The sequence below is a fragment of the Vibrio sp. 1978 genome (assembly GCF_033344345.1).
Map to the genome: position 1 here is coordinate 1 of NZ_JAWPOP010000616.1, position 634 is coordinate 634.

At 48.3% G+C, this 634-nt stretch carries 1 pseudogene; it reads left to right on the forward strand.

The window, feature by feature from the left end:
* Window positions 1-634: pseudogene (locus R8N49_RS28150) on the forward strand (1-deoxy-D-xylulose-5-phosphate reductoisomerase); the annotation flags it as partial.

The window sequence follows — 634 nt, forward strand, 5'->3', positions numbered from 1 at the left end:
ACTAACGTTGAAAAGATGGTGGCACTTTGTCGCCAATGGCAGCCTAAATTCGCGGTAATGGCGGATAAGGCTGCGGCTGTTGCTCTGCAATCAGAAATCCACACCATTTCACCAAATACAGAAGTGTTAGGTGGTGTTGATGCACTTTGTCATGTGGCTTCATTAGAAGAAGTAGATAGCGTAATGGCGGCCATCGTTGGTGCAGCGGGTTTGTTGCCAACCATGGCGGCCGTTAAAGCGGGCAAGCGCGTATTGCTGGCGAATAAAGAAGCGCTTGTCATGTCTGGACAGTTGTTTATTGATGCCGTTGAACAATACGGGGCAGAGTTGCTGCCAGTAGACAGTGAACATAATGCTATTTTCCAGTGCCTACCACAGCAAGTTCAAACCAATCTTGGCCGCTGTAACTTAGATGAGCATGGCATTTCTAGTATTCTGTTAACCGGATCTGGCGGTCCATTCCGTTACGCTGACATTGCCGATCTCGACAGCGTAACGCCAGCACAGGCAATCGCGCACCCTAACTGGTCTATGGGGCCAAAGATTTCGGTCGATTCTGCGACTATGATGAATAAAGGTCTTGAGTACATTGAAGCAAAATGGCTATTCAATGCGGCTCGTGACCAGTTAAAAG